Raw genomic sequence first — 25,399 nt, 5'->3', positions numbered from 1 at the left:
GCGAGCAAACAATTGGAATTTCGGGAGCGATTGCCGATGGCCAGGATAAGCCGCGCCGCCTATGCGCAGATGTATGGACCGACGGTCGGCGACAAGGTGCGGCTCGCCGACACCGAGCTCTTCATCGAGGTCGAGAAGGACTTCACCGTCTATGGCGAGGAAGTGAAATTCGGCGGCGGCAAGGTCATCCGCGACGGCATGGGCCAGAGCCAGGTCACGCGGGCCCAGGGTGCGGTCGACACCGTCATCACCAATGCGCTGGTCGTCGATGCGCTCGCCGGCATCGTCAAGGCCGATATCGGCTTGAAGGACGGCCGCATCGCCGCGATCGGCAAGGCCGGCAATCCGGACACGCAGGCCGGCGTCACCATCATCATCGGTCCGGGCACTGAGATCATCGCCGGCGAAGGCAAGATCCTGACGGCCGGCGGCTTCGACGCGCATATCCACTTCATCTGCCCGCAGCAGATCGAGGAGGCGCTGATGAGCGGCATCACCACCATGCTCGGCGGCGGCACGGGCCCCGCGCATGGCACCTTGGCCACCACCTGCACGCCGGGACCATGGCACATGGCGCGCATGATCCAGTCCTTCGACGCCTTCCCGATGAATATCGGCCTCTCGGGCAAAGGCAATGCCTCGAAGCCGGCGGCGCTTGAAGAGATGGTTTTGGCCGGCGCCTGCTCGTTGAAGCTGCACGAGGACTGGGGCACGACGCCCGCCGCCATCGATTGCTGCCTGTCGGTCGCCGACGCCTACGACGTGCAGGTGATGATCCACACCGACACGCTGAACGAATCCGGCTTCGTCGAGAACACCGTGGCGGCCATCAAAGGCCGAACCATCCATGCCTTCCACACCGAGGGCGCCGGCGGCGGCCATGCGCCCGACATCATCAAGGTCTGCGGCCTGCCCAACGTCATCCCGTCCTCGACCAATCCAACCAGGCCCTACACCGTCAACACGCTGGCCGAGCATCTCGATATGCTGATGGTCTGCCATCATCTGTCTCCGTCGATCCCCGAGGACATCGCATTCGCCGAAAGCCGCATCCGCAAGGAGACGATCGCCGCCGAGGACATCCTGCATGACATCGGCGCCTTCTCGATCATCTCCTCCGACAGCCAGGCCATGGGCCGGGTGGGCGAGGTGGCGATCCGCTGCTGGCAGACCGCCGACAAGATGAAACGCCAGCGCGGCGCGCTGCCGGGCGAGGCCGGTGACAACGACAATGTCCGCGTCCGCCGCTACATCGCCAAATACACGATCAACCCGGCCATCGCGCACGGCCTGTCAAAGGAGATCGGCTCGATCACGGTCGGCAAGCGCGCCGATCTTGTCCTGTGGAATCCCGCCTTCTTCGGCGTCAAGCCGGAGATGGTGCTGGTCGGCGGCACGATCGCGGCAGCCCCGATGGGCGATCCGAACGCCTCGATCCCGACCCCGCAACCGATGCACTACCGGCCGATGTTCGGCGCCTATGGCAAGGCGCTGACCAATTCCTCCGTGACCTTCGTCTCGAAGGCCGCCTTTGATGCCGGCCTGCAGGACCGGCTGGGCGTCGAAAAGGCGATGATCGCGGTCGAGAACACGCGCGGCGGCATCGGCAAGCATTCCATGGTGCTCAACGACGCCACGCCGCATATCGAGGTCGATCCCGAGACCTACGAGGTGCGCGCCGATGGCGAGTTGTTGACCTGCGAGCCGGCGACCGTGCTGCCGATGGCGCAGAGATATTTCCTGTTTTGACAGGCGGCTGCTCGGTGAATGGGCAAATAACGTTGCGGCTAGCGTGCGCAGACCGCAATATGCGGCAAAGCAGCAGCCGCATTGTGATCACGCATGGCCACCGAAATCGCCTCCCCGCACGACATCTTCCCGCATATCCGCATCGTCATGGGCATGGTGGTAGGCCTCGGCGTCACCCGATTGCTTTCGGGAACCGCCCGCATCGTCCAGCATCCCGGCCAATACCGGCTCTATGCGGTGCATCTCGCCTGGGTCGGTTCCGTGTTGTTGATGATGGTGCATTTCTGGTGGTGGGAGTTCGGTCTCTACGCCATCGAGAACTGGACCTTCGGCAAATACCTCTTCATCATCTTCTACGCCATCACGCTGTTCCTGCTCTGCGCGCTGCTGTTTCCAGATTCGATGCTCGATTACACCAGCTACGAGGATTATTTTTATTCGCGCCGCGCCTGGTTCTTCGGGCTGCTTGGGGCGACCTATCTGCTCGATATCATCGACACGCTGCTCAAGGGTCCGGAGCATTTCGCCCGCTTCGGCAACGAATATCTGATCCGCACGCCGGTCTTCGTGGCGCTCTGTATCGTTGCGGTCATGGTACGCGACCGCCGCTTCCACATCGCCTTCGTGGCGGCCGCGCTGATCTATCAGATATCCTTTATCCTGCGGCTCTTCGACACCATCGTCTGAGCGCCATTGGGCTGATGTTCCGTATGGTCTAGGGTTTCGGAAAAGCAAGGTTCAACCATGTACAAGGCCGTCGGATCGCGCGGATCCCGGGTCAGCCGGGTGCTCTGGATGCTCGAGGAGCTCGGGCAACCCTACGAGTTCGTCGAGGTCAAGCTGCGCTCGCCGGAGGCTTACGCGCTCAATCCTTCCGGCAAGGTGCCGATCCTGATCGATGGCGACCTCGAGGTGACCGACTCAGCGGCGATCTGCGTCTATCTGGCGGACAAGCATGCCGATAGGGGCATGGGCGCCAATCCCGGTCTCGCCGGCCGCGCCGAGATGGATTCCTGGATGCATTTCGCCCAGAGCGAACTGGAAGCGCCGCTGTGGAACAAGCTGCGCCATCGTTTCCTGCTGCCCAAGGATGTTCGGGTCGATGTCGGCCCGGCCGCGGCCTATGATTTCGCATCCGAAATAAAGGCGCTGGACCGGCGGCTTGGCGACAAGCCCTTTGCTTTGGGCGACCGGTTCTCCGCGGTCGATGTCCTGCTCGGCGACATGGGTGGTTGGGCGCGCGCCGGCCGGTTCCCGGTCGAATCCGACCGGGTAAATGCCTATTTCGATCGTGTCCTTCAGCGCCCTGCCCGTGCTAGGGCGCAAGCCAATGGCGGAGCCATGAAATGAAGCTCAACATCACCACCGATTTCACCAAGTTTCCACGCGCCGTCTCGGTGCTTGCCGCCGGCGACCCGGCTTCGACCACGCCCTACGACAAGGCCGTGCTGCCGCATGACGAGCGGCATCTGCGCCGCCGCGCCATCGAGACGGCGGGTGGCGACAAAGTGCTGGTCGACCTGCCCGAGCCGGTGGCGCTCAACAATGGCGACCGGCTGGTACTGGAAGACGGCCGCCAGATCGAGATCGTCGCGGCACCCGAGGAGGTCTACGACATCCGCGCCCGCGACGCAGTGCATCTGACCGAACTCGCCTGGCACATCGGCAACCGCCACCTCGCGGCGGCGATCGAGGCGGACCGCATCCTCATCCTGCGCGATCATGTCATCAAGGCGATGCTCGAAGGCCTCGGCGCCACGGTGAGCGAGGTGTCGCAGCCGTTCAGCCCGGTGCGCGGCGCCTATTCCGGCCATGGCCACGACCATTCGCACGATCACCACGATCATGACCACCATGACCATGATGACGGCCACTCGCATGACCATCATGATCATGACCACGGTCACGATCATCATGATCACGACCACCACGGCCATGGCCACCACCATCACCATGACTGAGCAGCTCTCCAGCGTCGCGTTGCTGCGGCTGATGGCATGGCTGTCGCCGTCCTTTCCGGTCGGCGGCTTCTCCTACAGCCATGGCTTGGAACGCGCTGTGCACGACGGACTGATCGCCGATCGCGAGGATCTGGCCAATTGGCTGCAGACGTTGGTCGAGATCGGTTCGGGCTGGAACGACGCTGTGCTCTTCGCCGAAAGCTGGCGCCGCGCGCGTGACGGCGGCGATCTCAATGAGGTCGCCGTGCTGGCCGAGGCGCTCGCCGGATCGCGGGAGCGTCATCTGGAAACCATGCTGCAGGGCACGGCCTTTCTTCAGGCGGCCCGCGCCTGGCCGTCGCCGGTGCTGCAGCGCTTGCCGGCTGATTGCCCTTATTGCGTTGCCGTCGGGGCCGTTGCCGGTGGCAACGGCATCGGCCTTGCGGAAGCGCTGTCCGCCTTCCTGCAGGCTTTCTTCTCCAATCTCGTGCAGGCGGCGATCCGGCTCGGCGTCGTCGGCCAGGTCGATGCCGTCGCGTTATTAGCCGGTTTCGAATCGCTGGCGCTGGCGGCCGCATCGCGCGCCGCGGCTTCCAGCCTGGACGATCTCGGCGGCGCGGCCTTCATGTCCGACATCATGGCGATGCGGCATGAGACGCAATACTCCAGGCTGTTTCGCTCATGATAGTGCTTGCCGTCATCCTCTCCTTCGTCCTGCTCCTGATCACCACGCTGCATGTCTATTGGGGCATAGGCGGCATCTGGCCGGGCACGGACCAGGCATCCTGCGCCCGCGCCGTGGTCGGTTTCCGCGGCGTCGACGAGATGCCCTCGACCGTCGCGAGCTTCGCCGTCGCCGCCTGCCTAACGCTGGCGACGCTCTGGCCGCTGGCGCTCGCAGGCGTCTTTGCGACGCCCTTTCCGAGAGAAGGCCTGGCCGCCACGGCACTGATGATCGGTCTCGTCTTCCTCGGGCGCGGCATCGCCGGCTTTACGTCCTGGTGGCGCAGGCTTGCGCCCGAACAACCTTTCGCACGGCTCGACCAGCGTCTTTATTCGCCGCTCTGCCTGCTGATCGGGCTAGGCTTCGCCATCCTTGCCATCACGGAGTTTCCGGCATGACATCGAAAACCGGTCCCCTTCGCATCGGCATTGGCGGGCCTGTCGGCTCCGGCAAGACGACGCTCACCGAAAAGCTCTGCAAGGCGCTGCGCGACGACTTCTCCATCGCCGTCGTCACCAACGACATCTACACCAAGGAGGATGCGATGATGCTCGCGCGGCTACAAGCATTGCCTGAAGAGCGCATCGTCGGCGTCGAGACCGGCGGCTGCCCGCACACCGCCATTCGCGAGGACGCCTCGATCAATCTGCGCGCCATTGCCGAGTTGAACAAAAAGTTCCCGGACCTCGACATCATCTTCATCGAATCCGGCGGCGACAATCTCGCCGCCACCTTCTCGCCCGACCTTGCCGATCTGACCCTCTATGTCATCTCGGTCTGCCAGGGCGAGGAGATCCCGAGGAAGGGCGGCCCGGCCATCACCCGCTCGGACTTCCTGGTCATCAACAAGAGCGATCTGGCGCCCTATGTGAACGTCAACCTCGATGTAATGGAGTCCGACGCCGCCCGCATGCGCGGCAAACGGCCCTTCGGCTTTACCGACCTGTCGCGCGGCAAGGGTTTGCAGGAAGTGATCGACTTCATCGTCGAGCAGGGCGGGCTGCAGTCGGCGCGCCCGGCGGCTTGATCCGCTGAGCCACCAGTTATCGGTTGCTGGCGGCCGCCATGCACGGCATTCTCGGAAGACAAACCCAAGCGGAGGATTTTCGATGAGCCTTGCCCGCCTGCACAAGGAACCGCTGAGCAACCTGCCCTATTACGAAGAGCGGGTCGATCTCGCCGCCGCCTTCCGCTGGACGGCCCGGCTCAACATGCACGAGGCGGTGGCCAACCACTTCTCGCTGTCGGTCAACGAGGACGGCACGAAATTCCTGATGAACCCGAACCAGGTGCATTTCTCGCGCATCAAGGCGAGCGACCTGCTTCTGATCGACGCCAACGATCCCGAGACGCTGTCCGGTCCCAACGCCCCCGACCCGACCGCCTGGGGCCTGCATGGCGCCATCCATCGCAACGTCCCGCATGCGCGCTGCGCCATGCATGTCCATTCGATCCACGCCACCGTGCTCGCCTCGCTCGCCGATTCGACGCTGCCGCCGGTCGACCAGAACTCGGCGATGTTCTTCAACCGCCATGTCGTCGACGCCAATTATGGCGGGCTGGCCTTCGAGGAGGAGGGTGAGCGCTGCTCGCAGCTTCTCACCGACCCCAAGGTCAAGGTGATGGTCATGGGCAATCATGGCGTCATGGTCATCGGTGACAGCGTCGCCGACACCTTCAACCGCATGTTCTATTTCGAGCGCGCCGCCGAGACCTACATCAAGGCGTTGTGGACCGGCCGCCCGCTGCGCACGCTCTCCGACGAGATCGCCGAGAAGACCGCGCGCGAGATGGACGATTACCCCGGCCAGGCCGAGCGCCATCTGGCCGAGCTGAAGGCGATCCTCGACGAGGAAGAGCCGTCTACCGGAATTGATCTCGGCTTTTCCTTCTCCCCCAGCTACGTCATGCACACATCTTGTGTGACTGGCGCGACTGGTCGGGCCGAAGCTTGATTGCCACGTGGTTCCCCCAATCCGTCGCTGCTTCGCAGCGCCACCTTCCCCCCTCCGGAGGGAAAGGAAGGGAGCGTTGCTGGACGAGTGTCGACGGCAAAAAAGCTTGGCGCCTTCCTCTACCCGTCGATCGGGGGAGAGGTGGCTCGGCGAAGCCGAGACGGAGTGGGGGGCGACCAGCGCTACATTAGACAATGCATGCGCCAAGCTGAAGGGCGGACGAGGGGCAGCGCCGACGCTGGGCTTAAAGCCCCAATTGCGCCCGCAGCTCTTCGGCGCTGTTGATCGCGATGGCTCCGGCCGGACCTTCCATCGGCGCTTCCGGCCAGAAGATCGTCTTCATGCCCGCCGCCAGTCCGGCCATGGCGCCAGTCAGGCTGTCGTCGACGGCAAAAGCATCCGCCGGATCGACGCCGGCCAGATAAGCGGCGCGCAGGAAGGGTTCGGGCAGCGGCTTGCCGTCGATCACGTCGTTGCGGCTGACCGTCATCATGCCCGGATAGATGAGGCCGACGGCGCGCAGATTGGCATCGACGATCAGCCGGTCGGAATTGGACACCACCGCCTGCTCGACGCCCAGCGCCCGCAACTCGTTGAACACCTCGATCGCGCCGGGGCGTGGCTTCAGCGTTTCGGCCAGCGGCAGATAGTGATCGTATTTGCGCACGATCCAGTCGTCGAAGGGCAGGGCGAGGCCGAACTCGTCGCGCAGCATCTCATAGACCGGCCATGCGGCGATACCCAGCACGCGCTCATGCAGGTCGTGCGGCGGGGCGATGCCGACGCTGCGCAGGGCCGCCGCCAGTGCCGCCTCGTGCAGCGGCTCGCTGTCGACCAGCGTTCCGTCCATGTCCCAGAAAACGGCCTTCGGCGTCATGCGCGGCTCCCTTCGCCGATCCCCTTAATGGGTTTCCCGGCGGAGATAAACCGTCCCGCCGGTAAATGGTCGCAAACGCGACGAATTGAGCCTTTGCCAGCCTCTGAGACACTCAAGCAATTGCTCTTTCGATAAGCAATTGCGCGCCGCGATATTCGCTGTAAGCTATAGTGCCCGCTTCAGCATTCTTGCGGGCGGGGGAGGCAGGACGTGAATTCGCGACAGGAAACCGGCAGCACCAGGTTGGACGACGCCGCGCGCGCCGGCTGGCTCTATTATGTTGCCGGCAACACGCAGGACCAGATCGCCGCGAAGCTCGGCATCTCCAGACAGACGGCGCAACGGCTGGTATCGCTCGCCATGTCGGAGGGCCTCATCAAGGTGCGGGTCGATCATCCCATCGCCAATTGCCTGGACCTTGCCGCCCGCCTGAAGTCACGCTTCGCGCTCGACCTTGTCGAGGTCGTGCCGAGCGACCCGACCTCGAGCTCGACGACGATCGGCATTGCCGAGGCGGCCGCGGCCGAGATCGAACGCCGGCTGCGCTCGGAAGCCCCCATCGTCATGGCGATCGGCACCGGGCGCACGCTGAAGTCGGCGATCGAGCAGCTGCCGCCGATGGACTGTCCACAGCACAAGGTCGTGTCCTTGACCGGCAACATCTCGCCCGACGGCTCGGCCGCCTTCTACAACGTCATCTTCACCATGGCCGACCGCGTCAAGGCGCGGTCCTTCCCGATGCCGCTGCCGGTCATCGCTTCCTCGCCGGCAGAGCGCGAGATGCTGCTCAAGCAGCCTATGATCCAGCCGACCCTGGCATTGGCCGCGGAAGCCGATGTCACCTTCGTCGGCATCGGCGACCTCGGACCCAAGGCGCCGCTCTACGAGGATGGCTTCATCTCCGAAAGCGAGCTGAAGGCGCTGCAGAAGGCGGGCGGCATCGCCGAGATCGTCGGCTGGGTCTTCGACCGCGAAGGCCGCATGATCGAGGGCATCACCAACGACCGTGTGTCCTCCGCCGCGTTACCGTCGCGGGAAAAGTCCCTGGTCATCGCCTTGGCCATGGGCGAGCGCAAGCTGCCGGGCATCCTCGCCGCCGTCAATCGCCGGCTGGTCAACGGCCTCATCACCGACGAACGGACGGCCGAAGCCCTGCTTGCCGGCTGACTGCCCATAAAAAGAGCCGGCTATTGCGAGCGCCCGCGTGGGTCGTTGCCGTCGAGGAAACCCATGTCGCGCTGCAGATGCTCGGAGAATTCCCGGACATCGATATAGCCGCGCCTGCGACGCGGAAACCTTGCAAATTCCCGCATGAGCGTGAAAAACCAGCCGTGTGCCGGGGTGGAAACGAATTTTTCCTGAACCGTGACCATGATCGTCAGCCTTCGCTAGAGCAATTCCAGGAAAAGTGTGAGCGGTTTTCCGTCCGGAATTGCGTAAAATCAAAGAGTTAGAGCGGTTTGCCGTTTCCGTGAAACGGTGAAGCGCTCTGACGCTTGAACTGGATTGATCGTCGACCCCAAATATCGGGGTGGCCGGTTCGTGCTTCCAATTAAACCTCGATCATGACCCATAAGGAGGCCTTATGCCCGATCTCAGCTCTCCGCAGCTTGCGCCGCTGCCGCCGCTGCAGGCGATCCGGGTGTTCGAAGCGGTGGCCAGGCACCTGTCCTTCACCAGGGCGGCGCAGGAACTGGGCATGACCCAGGCGGCTGCGAGCTACCAGATCAAGCTGCTGGAGGAGCGCATCGGCGCGCCGTTGTTCCTGCGCAGGCCGAAGCAGATCGAGTTGACCGAGCCCGGCCAGCGCCTGGCGCCCGCCGTCAGCGAAGCCTTTTCCATCCTGGGCCAGGCCTATGCCGCGGCGCGCGGCGGCGCCGACGGATTGCTCTGCGTCACCACCGTGCTGACCTTCGCCTCGAACTGGCTGGCGCAGCATCTGGGCGCGTTCCAGCTTGCCCATCCCGCCCTTGCTGTGCGGCTCGATACGTCGAGCCGCCTGACCGACTTCGCGCGCGAGGATGTCGATCTCGCCATCCGCTCCGGCGGCGGCAAATGGCCGGGCCTGGAGGCGCACAAGTTGCTCGATGCCGATTTCACGCCGATGCTGAGCCCCAAGCTCGCGGCGAGCATAGGCGGGGTCAAGCAACCGGCGGACCTGTTGCGCCTGCCGATCCTCGATCCCGGCGACATCTGGTGGTCGCAATGGTTTGAGGCCGCCGGCGTGACCGGGCACGATCTCGCCAAGCGGCCGGGCTCCAGCATGGGCGCGCAGGCTTATGAGGCGAACGCGGCGATGGCCGGCCATGGCGTGGCGATCCTGACCAGGGCCCTGTTCAAGAACGAGATCGCCGACGGCCGCCTGGTCCAGCCCTTCGACCTGGTGGGCGATGACGGCCATGCCTATTGGCTGGTCTATCCGACCGCGCGCCGCAACGTGCCGAAAATCCGCGCCTTCCGCGACTGGATCCTGGCCGAGATCGCCTGCCCGTAGGCCGGCCACCCCTAACGCATGTCTCCCGAAAGTGGGAACCGGTTTCGGGATAAAGACATGCGTAAATCAAAAAACTAAAGCGCATGGAGCGAATCTGAAAGATAGCGACGCGCTTTAGCTTCCCCTTCCAGCAGGTCGGCCAGGTCGCCGGACGAGGGTCACGTTGCGTCATTTCTGCTGCGCTGCAGCATAGATTCCGACTTGACATAAATCACGGTAAGTGAGTAATTGCTCAGAACCAAGGCAAATGCTCATCTTGGTTTAAGGGAGGAATTTGATGAAACTTCGCACGCTCACCCTGGGCCTGTTGTCGGCCAGCGCCCTCGCTTTCGCCGCGCACGCCGAATCCATCACCATCGCCACCGTCAACAATGGCGATATGGTCCGCATGCAGAAGCTGACGGACGACTTCACCAAGGCAAACCCCGACATCCAGCTCAACTGGGTCACTCTTGAAGAGAACGTTCTGCGCGAGCGCGTCACGACCGACATCGCCACCAAGGGCGGCCAGTACGACGTCATGACCATCGGCACCTATGAGGTTCCGATCTGGGCCAAGCAGAGCTGGCTCCTGCCGCTCGACAAGCTCGGCGCCGACTATGACGTCAAGGACATCATCCCGGCCATCGCCGGCGGCCTGTCCGTCGACGGCAAGCTCTATGCCGCGCCCTTCTACGGCGAGAGCTCCTTCGTCATGTACCGCAAGGACCTGATGGAGAAGGCGGGCCTGAAGATGCCCGACGCGCCGACCTGGGACTTCATCAAGCAAGCCGCCGACAAGATGACCGACCGTGCCAATGGCGTGAACGGCGTCTGCCTGCGCGGCAAGGCCGGCTGGGGCGAGAACATGGCCTTCCTCACCGCCATGTCGAACTCCTTCGGCGCCCGCTGGTTCGACGAGAACTGGAAGCCGCAATTCGACCAGCCCGAGTGGAAGAAGACGCTGCAGTTCTATGTCGACCTGATGAAGGCCGACGGTCCGGAAGGCGCTTCTTCCAACGGTTTCAACGAGAACCTGGCGCTCTTCCAGCAGGGCAAGTGCGGCATGTGGATCGACGCCACCGTCGCGGCGTCCTTCGTCTCCGATCCGAAGGCCTCGAAGGTCGCCGACAAGGTCGGCTACGCGCTGGCGCCCGACAACGGCCTCGGCAAGCGCGGCAACTGGCTGTGGGCATGGTCGCTGGCGATCCCCGCCGGCACCCAGAAGGCCGACGCCGCCGAGAAGTTCGTCTCCTGGGCAACCAGCAAGCACTATGCCGAGCTGGTCGCCTCGAAGGAAGGCTGGGCCAACGTTCCTCCGGGCACGCGTTCTTCGCTCTACGCCAATCCGGAGTACCAGAAGGCGGCGCCTTTCGCGAAGATGACGCTGGACTCCATCAACGCCGCCGACCCGACGCATCCGACCGTCAAGCCGGTGCCCTATGTCGGCGTGCAGTTCGTCGCCATTCCTGAATTCCAGGGCCTCGGCACCACCGTCGGCCAGCTCTTCTCGGCCGCCCTTGCCGGCCAGTCGAGCGTCGACGATGCGCTCAAGCAGGCCCAGGACGCAGCCACCGCGGCGATGACCGAAGGCGGCTACATCAAGTAAGGCTCCTCCCGGTGCCGAATGCCGGTCGCGCATCATGACCGGCAGGTGGCCGCCCGAAACCCAGTTCGGGCGGCCACCCTTCAAAATCGGGAAAATTCTGGCACAACATTGAAAATCCGGCTGACTTTGGGAGGGTGACCGTCATGGCTACTCAGCAAACCCGTTCGCTTGCGCGTTTCATGATGGCGCCATCGGTGATCCTGCTGTTCGTCTGGATGATCGTGCCGCTGGCCTTCACGCTGTGGTTCTCGTTCCAGCAGTATAATCCGCTGAACCCGATCCGTGACGGCTTCGTCGGCTTCTCAAACTACGCGCTATTCTATTCCAACCCGGCCTTCCTCTCCTCGATCCTCAACACGCTGATCATCGTCGTCAGCGTGCTGGTCATCACCGTGATCGGTGGCATCCTTCTGGCGATGCTGCTCGATCAGCCGATCTGGGGCCAGGGCATCGTGCGCATCCTGGTCATCTCGCCGTTCTTCGTCATGCCGCCAGTCGCGGCGCTTGTCTGGAAGAACATGATCATGCATCCGCAATACGGCGTCTTCGCCGATATCGCGCGCTTCTTCGGCGCCGAGCCGATCGACTGGTTCGGCCAGCATCCGCTGACCGCCATCATCCTCATCGTCGCCTGGCAATGGCTGCCCTTCGCGACCCTGATCCTGCTCACCTCTTTGCAGTCGCTCGACGGCGAGCAGAAGGAAGCGGCCGAGATGGATGGCGCCGGCTTCCTCAGCCGCTTCTGGTATCTGACGCTGCCGCACATGTCGCGCGCCATCACCGTCGTCATCCTGATCCAGACGATCTTCCTGCTCTCGATCTATGCCGAGATCCTGGTCACCACCAATGGCGGCCCGGGCTATGCCTCCACCAACCTGCCCTTCCTCGTCTACCAGAAGGCGCTCCTGGAGTTCAAAATCGGTCAGGCATCCGCCGGTGGCGTGATCGCCGTCATTCTCGCCAACATCGTTGCCTTCTTCGCCATGCGCGCCGTCGGCAAGAACCTGGACAAATAGGGAGGACAAGATGGCACGCGCAGTCACCACCCAGCACAAGACCATCGCCACGGCCGCGGCCTGGATCGTCGCCCTGCTGATCTTCTTTCCGATCCTTTATACGATCATCACCTCGTTCAAGTCGGAGCAGGAGGCGATCCAGGGCTTCAACCTGATCCCGTCGGGCACGACAGAGAGCTATGCCGAGGTGCAGGCGCAGAGCGGCTATTTCAAGTTCTTCCTGAACTCGGTGATCCTGTCGGTCGGCTCGACCATCCTGGCGTTGCTGGTCGCCATCCCGGCCGCCTGGTCGATGGCGTTCTCGCCGACCAAGCGCACCAAGGACATCCTGATGTGGATGCTCTCCACCAAGATGATGCCGGCCGTCGCGGTGCTGTTCCCGATCTACCTGATCTTCCGTGACACCGGTCTGCTCGACAGCCGCATCGGCCTCACCGTCATGCTGATGCTGATCAACCTGCCGATCGTCGTCTGGATGCTCTACACCTACTTCCGCGAGATTCCGGGCGAGATCCTGGAGGCGGCGCGCATGGACGGCGCCTCGCTGTGGAACGAGATCATCTATGTGCTGACGCCGATGGCGGTTCCCGGCATCGCCTCGACCATGCTCCTGAACATCATCCTGGCCTGGAACGAGGCGTTCTGGACCATCCGGCTCACCACCACCAATGCGGCGCCGCTGACGGCCTTCATCAGCTCCTTCTCCAGTCCGCAGGGCCTGTTCTGGGCAAAGCTGTCGGCGGCCTCGACGCTGGCGATCGCGCCGATCTTGATCATGGGCTGGTTCAGCCAGAAGCAGCTGGTGCGCGGCCTCACCTTTGGCGCCGTGAAGTAAGAGCGCCCAAGCGGCGGACGACGAAGACCATCCCCGGGAGGAAACCATGGGAAACATCACGCTCAAGAACGTCTCCAAGTCCTTCGGGTCGACGACGATCATTCCGAACATCGACCTCAACATCGAGGACGGCGAGTTCGTGGTGTTCGTCGGTCCCTCGGGTTGCGGCAAGTCGACCCTGCTTCGGTTGATTGCCGGATTGGAGGACACAAGCGGCGGCACCATCTTGATCGATGGCCGTGACGTCACCCGCGAGGCCCCGGCCAAGCGCAAGCTCGCCATGGTGTTCCAGTCCTACGCGCTCTACCCGCATATGACGGTCGCCAAGAACATCGCCTTCCCGCTGAAGATGGCCGGCGAGGATCAGGCGACCATCGACAAGAAGGTGAAGGACGCCGCGCGTGTGCTCAACCTCACCAACTATCTCGAGCGCCGCCCCGGCCAGCTCTCCGGCGGCCAGCGCCAGCGCGTCGCCATCGGCCGCGCCATCGTGCGCCAGCCCTCGGCCTTCCTGTTCGACGAGCCGCTGTCCAACCTCGACGCGGCCCTTCGCGGCACCATGCGGCTCGAGATCAGCGAGCTGCACCATCAGCTGAAGACGACGATGATCTACGTCACTCACGACCAGGTCGAGGCCATGACCATGGCCGACAAGATCGTCGTGCTCAATGCCGGCAACATCGAGCAGGTCGGCTCGCCGATGGAACTCTACAAGACGCCGAAGAACCTGTTCGTCGCCGGCTTCATCGGCTCGCCCAAGATGAACATGATCGAAGGCGCGCCGGCGGAGAAATACGGCGCCAAGACCATCGGCATCCGGCCAGAGCATCTGAACATCTCGACCTCGGCCGGCGACTGGAAGGCGACGGTGGGCGTTGCCGAGCATCTCGGCTCCGACACGTTCCTGCATGTCCAGACGGACGGCATCGGCACGATCAATGTCCGCGCCGACGGCGAGGTGGCGGTCAAGCATGGCGATACCGTCTACCTGACGCCGGACAAGACCAAGCTCCATCGCTTCGGCGCCGACGGCAAGGCGCTGGCCCAGTGAGGACGGGACGGTGAGGCTGAAAGGCAAATCGGCGCTGATCACCGGATCGGCACGCGGCATCGGCAGAGCCTTCGCCGAGGCCTATGCGCGCGAAGGCGCGACGGTGGCGATCGCCGACATCGACCTGGAAGCGGCGCAAGCGACGGCCAAAGCCATCGGTTCCGCCGCTTACGCTGTCCGGCTCGACGTCACCGACCAATCCTCGATCGAGGCGGCGGTGAAGACGGTCGAGGCGAAGGCCGGTGGTGTCGACGTGCTGGTCAACAACGCGGCGATCTTCGACCTCGCGCCGATCGTCGAGATAACCAAGGCGAGCTACGAAAAGCTGTTCGCGGTCAACGTCGCCGGCACGCTCTTCATGCTGCAGGCGGCCGCCCGTTCGATGATCGCGCGTGGCAAGGGCGGCAGGATCATCAACATGGCGAGCCAGGCCGGCCGGCGCGGCGAGCCGCTGGTCGCGGTCTACTGCGCCACCAAGGCCGCCGTCATCTCGCTGACGCAATCGGCCGGGCTCGACCTCATCAAGCATCGCATCAACGTCAACGGCATCGCGCCGGGCGTCGTCGACAGCGACATGTGGGACCAGGTCGATGCGCTCTTCGCCAAATATGAGAACCGGCCGAAGGGCGAGAAGAAGCGATTGGTTGGCGAAGGCGTGCCTTACGGACGCATGGGCAAGCCCGAGGATCTCGCCGGCATGGCGGTTTTCCTCGCCAGCGACGAGGCCGAATACATTGTCGCCCAGACCTACAATGTCGATGGCGGACAATGGATGAGTTGACGGGGATGGGTTGAGGGGGAAGGCGCTTCTCTTCTTTCCTCCGGAGAAGACGCCGCGGGGCAGGTGAGGGGCGGCATACTGGAACACCAGGTGTTGCCCCTCATCCTCGCTCTCCCGAAGGAGGCGCAAACAGTCGGGCTGCAGATCGGCCAAAGGGTAAATGAGATGACCGTGAAACTCTCCTCCTCCAACCTCGCCAGGCTGCTGGCAAAGGTCGCCGGCCCGAAATATGACCGCTCCGCCTTGAAGGCCGGCATCGTCCATTTCGGCGTCGGCAACTTCCACCGCTCGCACCAGGCGGTCTATCTCGACGACCTGTTCGGCACCGGCGAGGGTCATGACTGGGCGCTGATCGGCGCCGGCGTGTTCGAGGGCGAGAAGATCGGCCGCGCCAAGCTGCAGGAGCAGGACTGGCTGACCACAGTGGTCGAGCAGGACCAGGGCCATATGAGCGCCCGCGTCACCGGCGCCATGATCGATTTCCTCACGCCCGGCGATGCGGCCGCCATCATTGAGCGGCTTGCCGATCCGGCGATCAAGATCGTCTCGCTGACCATCACCGAGGGCGGCTATTTCATCGATCCGGCTTCCGGCAAGTTCAACCCGGCCCATCCCGACATCGTCGCCGACGCGCAGCCGGGTGCTACGCCTAAGACCGTGTTCGGCATCATCCTTGCCGGCCTGCTGCGCCGGCGCGCCGACGGCATCGTGCCGTTCACCGTCATGTCCTGCGACAACATCCCCCACAACGGCCATGTCACCTCCGACGGCGTGATCGGCCTCGCCCGGCTGATCGACGAGGACCTTGCCAAATGGGTGGAGGACCAGGTCGCCTTTCCGAATGGCATGGTCGACCGCATCACGCCGGCCACCAGCGACCGCGAGCGCAAGATCCTCGCCGACGATTTCGGCCTGGAGGACAATTGGCCGGTGTTCTGCGAGCCGTTCAAGCAATGGGTGCTGGAGGACCATTTCACCGCCGGCCGCCCGGCGCTGGAGAAGGTCGGCGTGCAATTCGTCAAGGATGTCTCGCCTTACGAGCTGATGAAGATACGCATCCTCAATGGCGGCCACGCCACGATCGCCTATCCAGCCGGGCTGATGGACATCCATTTCGTCCATGAAGGCATGCAGGAGCCGCTGGTGCGCGCCTTCCTCTCGAAGCTCGAGCATGACGAGATCATCCCGACCGTGCCGCCCGTGCCCAACACCGATCTGGAGGACTACTACCAGCTCATCGAGCGCCGCTTCTCCAATCCCAAGATCGGCGACACCATCCGCCGGCTTTGCCTCGACGGCTCCAACCGCCAGCCGAAATTCATCATCCCGACGATCGCCGACCGGCTGAAGGCAGGCAAGGGCGTCGCCGGTCTTGCGCTGGAATCGGCGCTCTGGTGCCGCTACTGTTTCGGCACCACCGACAGCGGCGCCGTCATCGAGCCGAACGACCCAAGCTGGGACCGCATGCAGGCGACCGCCAAGGCGGCTAAGGACGATCCGAAGGCCTGGCTGGCGATGGAGGACATCTATGGCGATGTCGGCCGCTCGCCCGTCTTTGCCGAGGCCTTCGCCCACGCCTTGAAGGTGCTGTGGGCGGACGGCGCGCGCGAAACCCTGACGCGCTATCTCGCCGGAAAGCTTTGACGCTCGACTGGAAGCATCCGCCATGACGCCTGAGCTGGTCATCTTCGACTGTGACGGCGTCCTGGTCGACAGCGAGGCGCTTTCGGTCTCGGCGCTGCTCGGCATGATCGAGCTCGCCGGCGGCACGGTGAGCGAGGACGCCGCCTACGAGCATTTCCTCGGCAAGAGCATGAAAAGCGTGCGCGAGATCCTCGGCCAAGAGTTCGGGCTTGAGATCAGCGACCAGCATCTGACCGCGATGCGCGTCGACCTGATGCGCAAATTCCGCGAGGAATTGAAGCCGATCCCAGGCATCAAGGACGTGCTGCCGAAGCTCGGCCTGCCTTGCTGCGTCGCCTCGTCCGGCACGCTGGAGCGCATCCGCTACGCCCTCGACGTCACCGGCCTGCTTCCCTTGCTGGACCCGCATCTCTTCAGCGCCACCATGGTCAAGCGCGGCAAGCCGGCGCCAGATCTGTTCCTGCACGCCGCCGCAGCCATGCAGGCGCATCCGCGCAACTGCCTGGTCATCGAGGATAGCCCCGCCGGCGTTGCCGCGGCCCGCGCGGCGGGCATGCGCGTTTTTGCCTTCACCGGCGGCTCGCATGCGTCCAATCCGGCCCTCAAGGCGCGGCTTGCGTCGACGGAGCCTGACTTTATATTCGCTGACATGCTGCAATTGCCCGATCTGATTGCAGGCCTGGGAGCGAGAGAAAAAGCATCTTGACGAAGACTTTCGTTTGCGCGGTCGATGTCGGCACCGGGAGCGCTCGCGCGGGCATTCTCGACTCTGAAGGCAACCTGCTCGGCCGCGCCGATCATCCGATCGCCATGCACCAGCCCAAGCCCGATCATGCCGAGCATGATTCGGAAGATATCTGGTCGGCGGTGTGCAAATCCGTGCGGTCGGCTCTCGACAAATCCGGCGTCGCCGCCGGCGATATCGCGGGCATCTCTTTCGACGCCACCTGCTCGCTGGTCGCGCGCGACAGGCAGGGCGATCAGATCAGCGTTTCGGTCACCGGCGAGAAGCGCTGGGACACGCTTGTGTGGCTCGATCATCGCGCCATCGCCGAGGCTGATGAATGCACGGCGAGCGGTCACACCGTGCTGGATTATATCGGCGGCGTGATGTCGCCTGAGATGGAAACGCCGAAGCTGATGTGGCTGAAGCGTCATCTGCCGAACGCATGGAATGAAGCCGGCTATCTATTCGACCTTGCCGATTTCCTGACCTGGAAGGCATCGGGCTCGCTCGCCCGCTCGCAATGCACGCTGACGGCGAAGTGGACCTATCTCGCGCATGAGGAAAAAAGCTGGCGGCGCGATTTCTTCGATCTCGTCGGCCTTAGCGATCTCTTCGAGCATGGCAATTTGCCGGAAAAGGCTAGCCCGGTCGGCGCCGATATCGGCCCGCTGAAGGCAAAAGCCGCCGCCGAGCTCGGCCTGACCGAGAAATGCCGGGTCGGAGCCGGTGTCATCGATGCCTATGCCGGCGCGCTGGGCGTGCTGGGCGGCTTTGCCGGCGACGAGAAGAACATCAGCCGGCATCTGGCGCTGATTGCCGGCACATCGTCCTGCGTCATGGCGATGTCGCTCGACCCGCAGCCCTTCGCCGGGGTGTGGGGGCCGTATTACGGTGCGGCATTGCCGACGCTATGGCTGTCGGAAGGCGGCCAGTCGGCCACCGGCGCGCTGCTCGATCACATCATCCGCTGGCATGGCGCCGGCGGCGAGCCGGACGCGGCCATGCATATGAAGATCGCCAGGCGCGTCGCCGAGCTGCGCGTCGAGGACGGCGATGCGCTGGCCGCAAGGCTGCATGTGCTGCCGGATTTCCACGGCAACCGCTCGCCGCTCGCCGACCCGCATGCCGTCGGCGTCATCAGCGGCCTGACGCTCGATTCCTCCTTCGACAGCCTGTGCAAGCTCTACTGGCGCACCGCTGTCGGCATCGCGCTCGGCGTGCGCCATGTGCTCGAGGCGCTGAACGAGAACGGCTATCTGATCGACACGCTGCATGTCACCGGCGGCCACACCAAGAACCCGCTTTTGATGGAGCTCTACGCCGACGCCACCGGCTGCACGGTGGTCGAGCCGCTGGCCGACGAGGCGGTCCTGCTCGGCACCGGCATGGTGGCGGCGACCGCCGCCGGGCTCTATCCCGACCTCAACGCCGCCTGTGTCGCCATGCAGCAGGGCGGCCGGACGCGCGCGCCCAACAAGGAAGCCGGCGCCCGCTTCGACCGCGACTACCGGATCTTCCTCGAAATGCACCGCCATCGGCAGGCGCTCGACGCGATTGGGTAGAGCGTTCTCTCGCCGTCTTATTGCCGGCGCAGCGACTTGCCGGTCCCCGCGTCGAACAGATGGATGCTCTCCTCATCGAAGCTGTAGCGCACCGGCGCGCGCAATTCCGGGCATTCGCGGGCCGGCACGAGCGCGCTGATCTCCTTGCCGCCCGAGCCGAACGTTACCAGCGCGTCATTGCCGTGGAATTCGATGAGGTCGGCGGTGCCTTGCAAAAGGTTTCCCGTGCCGGCTTCGGCCGTCTTCAGATCCGGAGGCCGGATGCCGAGCACCACGCGATCGCCATGCTGCAGATGGAAGCCGCTGCCTTCCAGCGACAGCACCGTCCCTGCGCCGGTCAGTGTCCAGCCATCCCCTTTCGTGCCGACCGTGGCCTCGATGAAATTCATGTTCGGCGTGCCGATGAAGCCAGCCACGAACTGGTTGTCGGGGCGCCGATAGATTTCGGCCGGCGAGCCGATCTGCTCGATCACGCCGTCCTTCAGAAGCACGATGCGGTCGGCCAAAGTCATCGCTTCGAGCTGGTCGTGCGTGACATAGACGGTGGTGGTCTTCAGCGACTGGTGCAGCCTGGCGATCTCGACGCGCATATGGTTGCGCAGCTTGGCGTCGAGATTGGAGAGCGGCTCGTCGAAGAGAAAAACTTTCGGCGTCTTGATCATGGCGCGCGCGATCGCCACGCGCTGCTGCTGGCCGCCGGACAACTCGGTCGGCTTGCGGCCGAGATAGGGTTCGAGGCCGAGTGTTTTGGAGACCGCCTCCACCCGCTTCCTGATCTCGGCCGCCGGCACCTTCTGCCGCTTCAATCCGAAGGCGATGTTGTCGAAGATCTTCATGTGCGGATAGAGCGCATAGTTCTGGAACACCATGGCGATGCCGCGGTCGCCCGGCTCGAGATCGTTCACCACCTTGCCGCCGATCGACACCTCGCCGCCGCTGATGTCCTCCAGTCCCGCCAGCATCCTCAGCAGCGTGGACTTGCCGCAGCCGGACGGGCCGAGGAACACGACGAACTCATGCTCCTCGATCGCGAGGTTGAGATCGCGGATAACGGTCGTGGAGCCGTAGGCCTTGTCGACATGGGAGCAAACGATCGCGGACATCTTTATCCCTTCTCGCCGGTCAGCAGGATCTGCAGCTTGACGTCCTGCGGCTTGCCTTGCGCGGCGCGCTCGAACGCCTTGATGCTCTCGGAAAAATCATAGGTGCCGGTGATCAGCGGCTTGAGGTCGACCTTGCCGGAGGCGATGAGCTGCAGGGCGCGGTCGAAGATGTTGGCATAGCGGAACACGGTCTCGATGCGCACTTCCTTGGAGATCGCCGCCGGCACGTTGAGCTCGACCGTTTCCACCGGCAGGCCGACCAGCACCACCGCGCCGCCCGGCCGCACGATGTCGAACAGGTTCGCGAAGGCCTTCGGGCTGCCGCTCGCCTCGAACACGATATCGGCGCCCCAATTGTCGGTCGCAGCTCGCACCGCATCGACCAGCGATTGCTTGCCGATATCGACCGGCTCGATTCCGGCGTATTGCGCGGCGATCTCCAGCTTCGGGGCGGAGAAATCGGAGATCAGCACCTTGGAGCAGCCGCCCGCCAGCGCCGCGAGCGCGATCATGATGCCGATCGGGCCGCAGCCGACGACGACGGCGACGTCGCCCGGCACGATGCGGGCGCGCGCCGCCGCCTGCATGCCGATGGCGAAGGGCTCAACCATCGCGCCCTCGGCGAAGGAGACATTGTCCGGAAGCTTGTAGGTGAAGGCGGCCGGATGCACGGCATAGGGCGCGAGCACGCCATGCACCGGCGGCGTCGCCCAGAAGCGGACGTCCGGGTCGACATTGTAGATGCCGAGCTTCGTCGCGCGCGAGGAAAGGTTCGGCACGCCGGGTTCCATGCAGACGCGGTCGCCGATCTTCAGGTTCGTGACATTGGCGCCGACCTGGACGATCGTGCCCGCGGCCTCATGGCCGAGCACCATCGGCTGGCGCACGATATAGCTGCCGATGGCGCCATGCGTGTAATAGTGCACGTCGCTGCCGCAGACGCCGACCGTGTGGATGGCGATCCTGACGTCGTCCGGTCCGACGTCTTGCGGCAACGCGATCTCGCGCAGCGACAGTTCGCCTTTTTTCTCAAGCACCAGTGCCCGCATCGAATATCCTCACTTCAACTTTTCTTTTGCCGGAAAACGGAATTCAGGAAGCCGCTCAGCACGCCGAGGAAAAGCAGCGGCGGCAGCGACAGGAGCACGACCGAGGCGTTGAGGATGCCCCAGGGCACGTTCATGCCTTGCTGCGACAGCTCGGACGCCACGATCGGCAGCGTCTTGGCGTTGGAGCTCGACAGCATCAGCGCGATCAGGAACTCATTCCAGACCAGCACGAAGCTGAAGGCGATGGCGCCTATGAGCGAGCGCGCAGCGACAGGAAGCGCGATCCGCCAGAACACGGAATAGGCGCCGTAGCCGTCGACGAAGGCCGCCTCCTCGATCTCTTTCGGCACGCCCTGGAAAGCCGGAATGGCCAGCCACATGATCACCGAGATGGTCAGCAGCGAATAAGTGACGATCAGCGCCGGCAAAGTGTCGTAGAGTCCGACCTGCAGCCAGATCACCATCAGCGGGATCGCCACTGCCACCGGTGGCAGGAAGCGCAGCGACAGCACGAAGAACTGGATGTCGCCGGCAAAGCGGTTCGGGTAGCGCGCCACCGCGTAGGCCGCCGGCAAGCCGAGCAGGATGCCGATCAACACCGCCGCGCCGCAGGCGACCGCGGAGTTGTAGAGCCCGGTCAGCACGCTGTCGCGGCCGAGGATGTAGCTGATGTTGGCGAGCGTCGGCGTGAAGATCACCTTCGGCACGCGCGTGATGATGTCGACATTGTTCTTCAGCGCGTTGAGCGCCGTCCACAGAAGCGGGAACACGGCCAGGAATCCGGCCAGCGCCAGTATGGCCTTGGCGATCAGGCGGCCCGGTCTCATCCGATATTGCTTCATGCCTGCACCCGCTTCCACAGCATGGTGAAGGTGATGACCGTCGCGATCATCATCAGCACCGCCATTGCCGAAGCGTAGGAGACCTTGCCGGACTCGATGAAGCCCTGCGAGAAGGCGTACATGTCGAGCGTCTCGGTCGCGACGCCGGGCCCGCCGCGCGTCATCACATAGATCAGGTCGAAGGAACGCAGCGACTCGATCATCTTGACGAACATCAGGCTGATCAGCGGCGCCTTCAGCATCGGTAGAGTGACATAGGCATGGATCTGCCAGCGCTTGACGTGGTCGAGCCTGGCCGCTTCGATCGGCTGCGGCGGCAGGGTTTCAAGCAGCTTCAGCACGATGACGGCGAAGAACAGCCCCCACTGCCAGACGTCGACCGAAGCGACGGCGAACAGCGCGGTACCGGGCTTGGACAGCGGATCGAAGATCAGCCCGCCGGTGACCAGCCGGTAGGGATAGGTGGCGATGCCGTAAAGCGGGTGGTACGCGAACTTCCAGACGAAGGCGGCCGAGACGCGCGGCAAAAGCACCGGGATGATGAACAGGAGGCAATAGAAATTGCGGAGGCGTGGGCCGGCGACCTCGAACATCAGGACGCCCAGCCCGATCGCCACCACCATCGTCGCTATGACGGTTACGATCTCCCATTTCACCGAAACCCAGACGGCGTTGAGGAAGCGGCGGTCGAGGAAGAGATCGGCGAAGTTCGAGAACCACACCCAGGAATAGCCGGTCGAGCTCAGCTCGCGGTTCTGCAAGGCGATGACGATGGCGTAGAGCGTCGGCACCATCGACAGCACCAGAAGGATGGCTAAGGTCGGAACCAGAAATGTGACCGGCAGGGAAGAGCGTCGGCGCATTGCCTATCCTCGGGTGTATTGGGGTCGCAGGTAATGAAACCCGCGGCGCGGATCCCGGCATTCCGACGAATGCCGTGGACCGCGCGCCGCGGGCGGGAGGAACTACTTCTTCTTCACCAACTCGTTGGCATAGGCCTCGAGCTCGTTGAGGCCGCCCTTGATGTCGGTGCGGGTGCCCGTGACCAACTCCTCCAGGATGATGCCCCAGCGGTCACCGAGGTCCGGCCAGCGCGGATCCTGCCAGAAGTTCACCGCAGTGACCTTGCCGGTATCGGCCAGCGCCTTGCCGAGATCGGCGCCGTAGATGTCGGCGAATTCCTTGCTGGAGAGCACGCTGGTGCGGTTGAGCTCGCCGAACTGATGCGCGTCGAGCCGGCGCTTCTCGTTCTCCTTGGACGTCGCCCAGGCGATGAACAGGCCAGCGCATTTCTTCGCGGCGTCATCGGCATTGGCCCTGGTGCCGATGGCAAGCCCATGGCCGTAGCCGCCGCCTGGCAGCGGCGAGGGCGGCGGCAGGAAGCCGACCTTGCCGACCACCTGCGAGGTCTTCGGGTCCACCGCCATGCCCGACAGCGGCGTCGATTCGACGAGGATGGCGACCTGGCCGGAGAGGAAGGCGCCGGTCGATTCATCCCAGCTGCCGGTCTGCGTGCCGGGAGCCGAGTCCTTGAACAGCTTGAGATAGGTCTCCGTCGCCTTCACGGCGGCGTCCGAATTGAAAGCCGGCTTGTCGCCGTCGAACCACTTGCCGCCATAGGCCTTGAAGAACGGCATCCAGCGCCAGACATTGGCGCCTGAGCCGCGCGCGCCGCGGAGCGCAATGCCGTACATGCCCTTGTCGGGATCGTTCAGCTTCGCCACATCGGCGATCAACTCGTCCAGCGTCTTCGGCGGCTGGATGCCGGCGGCCTCCAGCACGTCCTTGCGATAGACCATCAGGTCGCCGCCGCCGGTCAGCGGCGCGAACCAGACCTTGCCGTCATAGGTGGCGACCTTCTGGCGGCCCGGATCGAAATCGGCGTAGTCATAGTCAGCCGGATAATAATCGGTCAGCGGCACGATCCAGCCCGAGGAGGCGAACAGTGCCACATTGGCCTCGTCGACATAGTAGACGTTGTAATTGCCGACGGTGGAAGCATCGGCGCGCGACTTGGCGCGGCGGTCATTCTCGTTCAGGTAATCGATCTGGAACGAGGCGCCGGAGAGCTTCTTGAACTCGTCCTTGGAGTCCTCCAGAAGCGTCAGCCCGTCGCGCGGCTGCGCCAGCACCTTGACCGGAGCCGAGCAGACCGGCGCCTGGGCAAGTGCTGCGGTTGATACGGAAGCTGTAAGCACGAACGCTGCGCCGAGGCTGGCAGCGAGCCGAGTTGAATTCATTGGTTTTTCTCCTCCAGGAACACTCGCGGAAGCGGCAAGCCCTCGGGCTCAGCGACCCTCACCGTCGCCCTTGTGACCTTCCACCCGTCGCCAAAATGAGCAGTTGGCGAGGGCGAGACTAGAAGCCCCGTTGCGGCAGATCTGTACTTTTATGCATTGTGCGACGCAAAAAATGGCACCGGCAGAGTCTGCCCGTCACACGAGTATCAGTGCTGTCGAAGTGGTCGTATCTCGGCTGTATTACGCCCTCATCGTCAGCCGCTGCCGCGACAGCTTGCGATAGGATGACGGCGTCATCTTGTGCTTGCGCAGGAAGGCGCGGTTGAAGTTCGAGATGTTCATGTAGCCGACCTGGAAGCAGATGTCGGTGATCGGGATATCGGTGTCGGCGAGCAGCTTGCAGGCCTGCCAGAGTCTGAGCTTGGCGACGTGGTCGCTGAAGGAGTTGCCGGTGTTCTTCTGGAAGAAGCGGGAAAAACTGCTTTCGCTCATGCCGGCCAATGCCGCGACGTCCGGCAGCTTCAGGTCCTCGGCGAAATGCTGGAACAGGTATGTCAGCGAGCGCTGCACGATATCCAGCGACTCCGCGTCGAGAAGCGGGGAGAAGTCCGGCGACGACAAAAGCGCGTATTCGTCGGTGGTGGCCAGAAGATCGAGCAGCTCGAGGAACATGCGGAACCTTGCCAGCCCATGCACCTCGCCCATCCGTTCCATCAGCGCGGCGCCGTCGAGCGCCGTCTGGCCGTGGAAGACCATGCCACGCAGCGAGCGTTCCAGGAACGGCTCCAGCTCGCGCAGCTCCGGCAGCAGTCCGGAAGAGCCGCGCAGCCGCTCCGGATCGAACTGCAGCACGATATCGCGGCCTTCGATCAGCTCGCCGGGCTGCACCGCCGTCACCCAGTCATGCGGCAGCCCGCCGCCGACGATGGTCAGGTAGCCCGGCCCGAATTCGCCGATATGATCGCCGACCAGCACCACGCCGGACGATTTCCTGAGCAGATGGATCTCGTATTCCGGATGGAAATTCCAGACGTTGCGCTCCCACGGATAGTCGTCCAGCCGCCACAGGAAACTCTCGCTCGCCTCCGTCACGATATGCTCGAAGGCGGGCGCCGTGCGCGGGATCGTGGCTGTGTTCTTTCTGCGCCTGAACGGCATCATTCCTCCCGGCATGGCAGCCGGCTGTCCGTATCAGCGCTTTTCGTAGCAGGCCAGCTTCGGC

At 63.9% G+C, this 25,399-nt stretch carries 26 protein-coding genes; 18 read left to right on the top strand and 8 right to left on the bottom strand.

Annotated features, from left to right (window positions below; genetic code table 11):
- Positions 1-36: 36 nt before the first annotated feature.
- From ureC to RFM41_RS20650, 8 genes are all read left to right on the top strand, one after another.
- Positions 37-1,749: an urease subunit alpha gene (gene ureC, locus RFM41_RS20685; protein WP_320250192.1), complete on the top strand. Its 1,713-nt coding sequence runs from the start codon at positions 37-39 to the stop codon at positions 1,747-1,749.
- A 93-nt stretch (positions 1,750-1,842) separates the two neighbouring features.
- Positions 1,843-2,436: a hypothetical protein gene (locus RFM41_RS20680; RefSeq protein WP_320250194.1), complete on the top strand. Its 594-nt coding sequence runs from the start codon at positions 1,843-1,845 to the stop codon at positions 2,434-2,436.
- A 57-nt stretch (positions 2,437-2,493) separates the two neighbouring features.
- Complete coding sequence (locus tag RFM41_RS20675; protein WP_320250196.1) at positions 2,494-3,099, top strand: glutathione S-transferase family protein; 606 nt, start codon at positions 2,494-2,496, stop codon at positions 3,097-3,099.
- Positions 3,096-3,710, top strand: coding sequence for an urease accessory protein UreE (gene ureE, locus RFM41_RS20670; protein WP_320250198.1), 615 nt, complete (start codon positions 3,096-3,098; stop codon positions 3,708-3,710). Before RFM41_RS20675 ends, ureE begins: the two co-directional genes overlap by 4 nt.
- Complete coding sequence (locus tag RFM41_RS20665) at positions 3,664-4,374, top strand: urease accessory protein UreF (RefSeq protein WP_320250592.1); 711 nt, start codon at positions 3,664-3,666, stop codon at positions 4,372-4,374. Before ureE ends, RFM41_RS20665 begins: the two co-directional genes overlap by 47 nt.
- Positions 4,371-4,811 (top strand): DUF3995 domain-containing protein, encoded by a 441-nt coding sequence (locus tag RFM41_RS20660; RefSeq protein WP_320250199.1) that lies wholly within the window; start codon positions 4,371-4,373, stop codon positions 4,809-4,811. Before RFM41_RS20665 ends, RFM41_RS20660 begins: the two co-directional genes overlap by 4 nt.
- Entirely contained in the window at positions 4,808-5,440 is a 633-nt protein-coding gene (gene ureG / locus RFM41_RS20655) for an urease accessory protein UreG (protein WP_320250201.1), read from the top strand. The genes RFM41_RS20660 and ureG overlap by 4 nt, the downstream gene beginning before the upstream one ends.
- 82 nt (positions 5,441-5,522) lie before the next feature.
- Entirely contained in the window at positions 5,523-6,368 is an 846-nt protein-coding gene (locus RFM41_RS20650) for a class II aldolase and adducin N-terminal domain-containing protein (protein ID WP_320250203.1), read from the top strand.
- Between the two features lie 244 nt (positions 6,369-6,612).
- On the opposite strand, the gene RFM41_RS20645 is transcribed toward RFM41_RS20650, so the two are convergent.
- Positions 6,613-7,245: an HAD family hydrolase gene (locus RFM41_RS20645; protein WP_320250205.1), complete on the bottom strand. Its 633-nt coding sequence runs from the start codon at positions 7,243-7,245 to the stop codon at positions 6,613-6,615.
- Between the two features lie 210 nt (positions 7,246-7,455).
- Between RFM41_RS20645 and RFM41_RS20640 the strand changes: the two genes are divergently transcribed.
- Positions 7,456-8,412 (top strand): sugar-binding transcriptional regulator, encoded by a 957-nt coding sequence (locus RFM41_RS20640; protein WP_320250207.1) that lies wholly within the window; start codon positions 7,456-7,458, stop codon positions 8,410-8,412.
- A gap of 20 nt (positions 8,413-8,432) precedes the next feature.
- Here the strand turns inward: RFM41_RS20640 and RFM41_RS20635 are convergent, their stop codons facing one another.
- Positions 8,433-8,618 (bottom strand): hypothetical protein, encoded by a 186-nt coding sequence (locus tag RFM41_RS20635; protein ID WP_320250208.1) that lies wholly within the window; start codon positions 8,616-8,618, stop codon positions 8,433-8,435.
- A gap of 212 nt (positions 8,619-8,830) precedes the next feature.
- Here RFM41_RS20635 and gcvA point away from each other — a divergent pair, with 212 nt between their 5' ends.
- The 9 genes from gcvA (at position 8,831) to RFM41_RS20590 (ending at position 18,943) form a co-directional block, all read left to right on the top strand.
- Complete coding sequence (gcvA, locus tag RFM41_RS20630; protein WP_320250209.1) at positions 8,831-9,739, top strand: transcriptional regulator GcvA; 909 nt, start codon at positions 8,831-8,833, stop codon at positions 9,737-9,739.
- A 277-nt stretch (positions 9,740-10,016) separates the two neighbouring features.
- Positions 10,017-11,327, top strand: a complete 1,311-nt coding sequence (locus tag RFM41_RS20625) for an ABC transporter substrate-binding protein (protein ID WP_320250210.1) — start codon at positions 10,017-10,019, stop codon at positions 11,325-11,327.
- 143 nt (positions 11,328-11,470) lie between these two features.
- Positions 11,471-12,343 (top strand): carbohydrate ABC transporter permease, encoded by an 873-nt coding sequence (locus RFM41_RS20620; RefSeq protein ID WP_320250211.1) that lies wholly within the window; start codon positions 11,471-11,473, stop codon positions 12,341-12,343.
- A 10-nt stretch (positions 12,344-12,353) separates the two neighbouring features.
- Positions 12,354-13,178, top strand: coding sequence for a carbohydrate ABC transporter permease (locus tag RFM41_RS20615; RefSeq protein ID WP_320250212.1), 825 nt, complete (start codon positions 12,354-12,356; stop codon positions 13,176-13,178).
- A 46-nt stretch (positions 13,179-13,224) separates the two neighbouring features.
- Positions 13,225-14,229 carry an ABC transporter ATP-binding protein gene (locus RFM41_RS20610; RefSeq protein WP_320250214.1) on the top strand — a complete coding sequence of 335 codons (1,005 nt, stop codon included), beginning with the start codon at positions 13,225-13,227 and terminating at the stop codon, positions 14,227-14,229.
- A gap of 10 nt (positions 14,230-14,239) precedes the next feature.
- On the top strand, positions 14,240-15,010 hold the full coding sequence (locus RFM41_RS20605; RefSeq protein WP_320250215.1) for an L-iditol 2-dehydrogenase: 771 nt from the start codon (positions 14,240-14,242) through the stop codon (positions 15,008-15,010).
- Positions 15,011-15,175: 165 nt separating this feature from the next.
- Entirely contained in the window at positions 15,176-16,654 is a 1,479-nt protein-coding gene (locus RFM41_RS20600; RefSeq protein ID WP_320250216.1) for a mannitol dehydrogenase family protein, read from the top strand.
- A gap of 22 nt (positions 16,655-16,676) precedes the next feature.
- On the top strand, positions 16,677-17,360 hold the full coding sequence (locus RFM41_RS20595) for an HAD family hydrolase (protein WP_320250218.1): 684 nt from the start codon (positions 16,677-16,679) through the stop codon (positions 17,358-17,360).
- Complete coding sequence (locus RFM41_RS20590) at positions 17,357-18,943, top strand: FGGY-family carbohydrate kinase (protein ID WP_320250220.1); 1,587 nt, start codon at positions 17,357-17,359, stop codon at positions 18,941-18,943. The genes RFM41_RS20595 and RFM41_RS20590 overlap by 4 nt, the downstream gene beginning before the upstream one ends.
- 17 nt (positions 18,944-18,960) lie before the next feature.
- Here RFM41_RS20590 and RFM41_RS20585 read toward each other — a convergent pair whose 3' ends face one another.
- From RFM41_RS20585 to RFM41_RS20560, 6 genes are all read right to left on the bottom strand, one after another.
- Positions 18,961-20,046, bottom strand: coding sequence for an ABC transporter ATP-binding protein (locus RFM41_RS20585; protein WP_320250222.1), 1,086 nt, complete (start codon positions 20,044-20,046; stop codon positions 18,961-18,963).
- Positions 20,047-20,048: 2 nt separating this feature from the next.
- On the bottom strand, positions 20,049-21,095 hold the full coding sequence (locus RFM41_RS20580) for an NAD(P)-dependent alcohol dehydrogenase (RefSeq protein WP_320250224.1): 1,047 nt from the start codon (positions 21,093-21,095) through the stop codon (positions 20,049-20,051).
- Positions 21,096-21,109: 14 nt separating this feature from the next.
- Positions 21,110-21,922, bottom strand: coding sequence for a carbohydrate ABC transporter permease (locus RFM41_RS20575; RefSeq protein WP_320250226.1), 813 nt, complete (start codon positions 21,920-21,922; stop codon positions 21,110-21,112).
- Positions 21,923-21,933: 11 nt separating this feature from the next.
- Complete coding sequence (locus tag RFM41_RS20570; RefSeq protein ID WP_320250228.1) at positions 21,934-22,800, bottom strand: carbohydrate ABC transporter permease; 867 nt, start codon at positions 22,798-22,800, stop codon at positions 21,934-21,936.
- A 102-nt stretch (positions 22,801-22,902) separates the two neighbouring features.
- Positions 22,903-24,177, bottom strand: coding sequence for an ABC transporter substrate-binding protein (locus tag RFM41_RS20565; protein WP_320250230.1), 1,275 nt, complete (start codon positions 24,175-24,177; stop codon positions 22,903-22,905).
- Between the two features lie 240 nt (positions 24,178-24,417).
- Positions 24,418-25,335 carry an AraC family transcriptional regulator gene (locus RFM41_RS20560; protein WP_320250232.1) on the bottom strand — a complete coding sequence of 306 codons (918 nt, stop codon included), beginning with the start codon at positions 25,333-25,335 and terminating at the stop codon, positions 24,418-24,420.
- Positions 25,336-25,399: the final 64 nt, after the last annotated feature.

The sequence above is a fragment of the Mesorhizobium vachelliae genome (assembly GCF_033977325.1).
Lineage (GTDB): Bacteria > Pseudomonadota > Alphaproteobacteria > Rhizobiales > Rhizobiaceae > Mesorhizobium > Mesorhizobium vachelliae.
The sequence above is the reverse complement of the archived record's forward strand: the minus strand, read 5'-3'. Positions and strand labels throughout refer to the sequence as shown.